A 3319-nucleotide genomic window follows, 5' to 3' on the forward strand; every position below is an offset into this window, starting at 1 on the left:
TAAGACATCAGCACAAAAATTCCCTATGATTAGTCCCTTGTCATCAAGCCTAGAGAAGATTTATGTGGTTTAAAAACTGTCTGGTATACCGCGTTAACCGCGAGGTTACTTTTAACGCCGAACAACTAGAAACTCAGCTGTCTGAATTCCAATTCACCCCGTGTGGCAGTCAAGACAAACAGAAATTTGGCTGGGTCAGTGCAATGGGTAGACATGGCGATATGATGACTCACGTGTCAGAAAACCGCATTCTGATTTGCGCCAAGAAAGAAGAGAAAATGCTACCTGCCTCTGTGATCAAAGAATCATTGAATGCAAAAGTAGAAGCAATGGAAGCGCAAGAAGGTCGTCCTCTGAAGAAGAAAGAGAAAGACAACCTGAAAGATGACATCGTAATGGATTTACTGCCGCGCGCATTCAGCCGCAGCAGCCACACTCACGTGCTCATCATGCCAAAAGAAGGTTTTATCCTTGTTGATGCAAGCAGCTATAAAAAAGCAGAAGATGTATTAGCATTGCTTCGTAAAACCATGGGTAGTCTACCTGTTGTTCCTGCTATTCCAGAAGTGGCGATTGAAACTACGCTAACCGAGTGGGTGAAAAGCGGTGACACACCTCAAGGTATCAGCATGATGGACGAAGCTGAGCTAAAATCCGTACTTGAAGAAGGTGGTGTGATTCGCTGTAAGAAGCAAGAGCTAACCACTGATGAAATCCGCAACCACATCGCTGCGGATAAAGTCGTGACGAAACTTGCGCTTAATTGGCAAGATCGTATTGAGTTCATTATGACGGAAGATGCAGGCATCAAACGTCTAAAATTCTCTGATGAATTGAAAGATCAAAACGATGATATTCCACGTGAAGATCAAGCAGCTCGATTTGATGCAGACTTCTCTCTAATGTGTGGAGAGTTCAGTGCTTTCCTTCCCAACCTATACGATGCGCTAGGCGGCTTACCGAATCCTAACGCTTAATTTTGTATAAAGGTTAACCATAACGCCCTCACTTTTTTTGAGGGCGTTTTTCTATCTGAAGCACAATTACCCTAGTCACAGTTCACATTTTGACGTAAAATTTGCGCCCCATTTCCATTAGGTGGAATTGGCCTGACTTGTGATCAGATAAAAGAGAATTGAGCAATGACAACTGAGAAAGCATTCGTGCCTGAGCTACTATCTCCAGCGGGCAGCCTGAAAAACATGCGTTACGCATTCGCCTACGGGGCAGATGCAGTTTACGCTGGCCAACCTCGCTACAGCCTTCGCGTACGTAACAACGAGTTTAACCACGAGAACCTAAAAATCGGTATCGATGAAGCCCACGCCCTAGGCAAAAAGCTTTATGTGGTATGTAACATTCAACCACACAACTCGAAGCTAAAAACCTTCATCCGTGATCTTAAGCCAATCGTAGAGATGGGTCCTGACGCATTGATCATGTCAGATCCAGGCCTAATTATGATGGTTCGTGAAGCTTTCCCAGAAATGCCAATTCACCTTTCTGTACAAGCAAACGCTGTAAACTGGGCAACCGTTAAGTTCTGGGCAGCGAATGGCGTGGAACGTGTGATCGTTTCTCGCGAGCTGTCTCTAGAAGAAATCGAAGAAATTCGTGAGCATTGCCCTGAAACTGAGCTTGAAGTATTCGTTCACGGTGCATTATGCATGGCTTACTCAGGTCGTTGCCTACTTTCTGGCTATATCAACAAACGTGACCCTAACCAAGGCACTTGCACTAACGCATGCCGCTGGGAATACAAAGTTGAAGAGGGTAAAGAAAACGACGCTGGTGATATCGTAGAGAAATTCGACCCGACTGAAGCACAGCCTGTCGAAGTACAAGACGAGCGCCCTGAAACCACAATTGGTCGCGGCAAACCAACAGATGAAGTCGTTCTGCTTTCTGAAGCGCACCGTCCAGAAGAAAAAATGGCGGCTTACGAAGATGAGCATGGTACTTACATCATGAACTCTAAAGACCTACGAGCGGTTCAGCACGTTGAACGCTTAACTAAGATGGGTGTTCACTCATTGAAAATTGAAGGTCGTACTAAATCGTTCTACTACTGCGCACGTACCGCTCAAGTTTATCGTAAAGCAATTGATGATGCTGTAGCAGGTCGACCATTCGATGAAAGCCTAATGGGTACACTAGAAAGCCTAGCTCACCGTGGCTACACTGAAGGCTTCCTACGCCGTCATACACACGATACTTACCAAAACTACGATTACGGTTACTCAGTCTCTGATGCTCAACAGTTTGTTGGTGAATTCACTGGCAAACGTCGTGGTGACATGGCTGAAGTAGAAGTAAAAAATAAGTTTCTTGTCGGTGATAACCTTGAACTAATGACGCCAAAAGGCAATATTGTTTTCACGCTAGAGGCAATGGAAAACCGCAAATCAGAGTCTATTGAAGACGCGAAAGGAAACGGTCACTTTGTATTCATTCCAGTACCAGCAGAGCTAGATTTAGAATATGGCCTATTAATGCGTAATCTAAACTCAGGGCAGGACACCCGTAACCCGACTGGTAAGTAACCATGGCCTTGCTCATTACTGATAAATGCATTAACTGCGACATGTGTGATCCCGAATGCCCCAATGGGGCAATCAGTATGGGAGAGAGCATTTTCGAAATTGATCCAGCGCTATGTACAGAGTGTAAGGGGCATTACGAAAAGCCGACCTGTCAGTCAGTGTGTCCAATTACAAAATGCATAATCACTGATCCGAACCATGTCGAAACTGAAGAGCAGTTGCTTGAAAAATTCGTGATTATTCAAGGGTTAGCATAAGAGCAATTAGGTTCAACTTTGGCATCAAAGTTGAACCTTTTCTCAACCTGATTTTTCAATAGGGATAATATTGCAGAACAGCTCTTTTTCAAAATGATACTCTAGTCTCTCACGCCAATTTTCCGCTTGAGAAACAGGTATTAAATAAAAGTTTTCTCGGCTCGTATCAGTAACGAAAGCCATTCCATATTGCATCAGCTCATAATGCACATCATTAACAAAACCCGGATCAAGGCGTTGACGCCCAGTCAGGTGATTCACATCCTCTCGAGTCAAAGAGACTCCTTTAGTATCACTGCTAAATCTGTGTCTTAACCACTCTGCAAATTCTTTTGCACAAATCATAGTCATGGTTTTGTCCTTGATTTACTCTTCTAACAGGAAAAGGGTATATCCCTGCCTTACACACTTGTCTGCGTTGTTATCGCTTTTTAGCCAACTGACAGACATATTGCTAAGAAACCAGAGTATCGTGACGAAAGATCTTTTTCTAAACAGAGAAGTTACAACTTACCCATA

The 3319-nt window shown here is 43.9% G+C and carries 4 protein-coding genes; 3 read left to right on the plus strand and 1 reads right to left on the minus strand.

What is annotated here, in order from left to right; genetic code table 11:
- Positions 1-62 precede the first annotated feature (62 nt).
- The 3 genes from rdgC to CAG68_RS17835 all read left to right on the plus strand — a co-directional run bounded on the left by rdgC (position 63) and on the right by CAG68_RS17835 (position 2800).
- Positions 63-977, plus strand: a complete 915-nt coding sequence (gene rdgC / locus CAG68_RS17825; RefSeq protein ID WP_017633930.1) for a recombination-associated protein RdgC — start codon at positions 63-65, stop codon at positions 975-977.
- A gap of 165 nt (positions 978-1142) precedes the next feature.
- Complete coding sequence (trhP, locus tag CAG68_RS17830) at positions 1143-2543, plus strand: prephenate-dependent tRNA uridine(34) hydroxylase TrhP (RefSeq protein WP_005383665.1); 1401 nt, start codon at positions 1143-1145, stop codon at positions 2541-2543.
- A gap of 2 nt (positions 2544-2545) precedes the next feature.
- Positions 2546-2800: a YfhL family 4Fe-4S dicluster ferredoxin gene (locus CAG68_RS17835; RefSeq protein ID WP_005381763.1), complete on the plus strand. Its 255-nt coding sequence runs from the start codon at positions 2546-2548 to the stop codon at positions 2798-2800.
- A gap of 42 nt (positions 2801-2842) precedes the next feature.
- On the opposite strand, the gene CAG68_RS17840 is transcribed toward CAG68_RS17835, so the two are convergent.
- The gene (locus tag CAG68_RS17840; RefSeq protein WP_005381765.1) at positions 2843-3151 is read right to left on the minus strand and encodes a hypothetical protein; all 309 of its coding nucleotides are present in this window, start codon (positions 3149-3151) and stop codon (positions 2843-2845) included.
- Positions 3152-3319 lie beyond the last annotated feature (168 nt).

The organism is Vibrio sp. V42_P2S4T144 (assembly GCF_009904715.1).
Taxonomy (GTDB): domain Bacteria; phylum Pseudomonadota; class Gammaproteobacteria; order Enterobacterales; family Vibrionaceae; genus Vibrio; species Vibrio alginolyticus.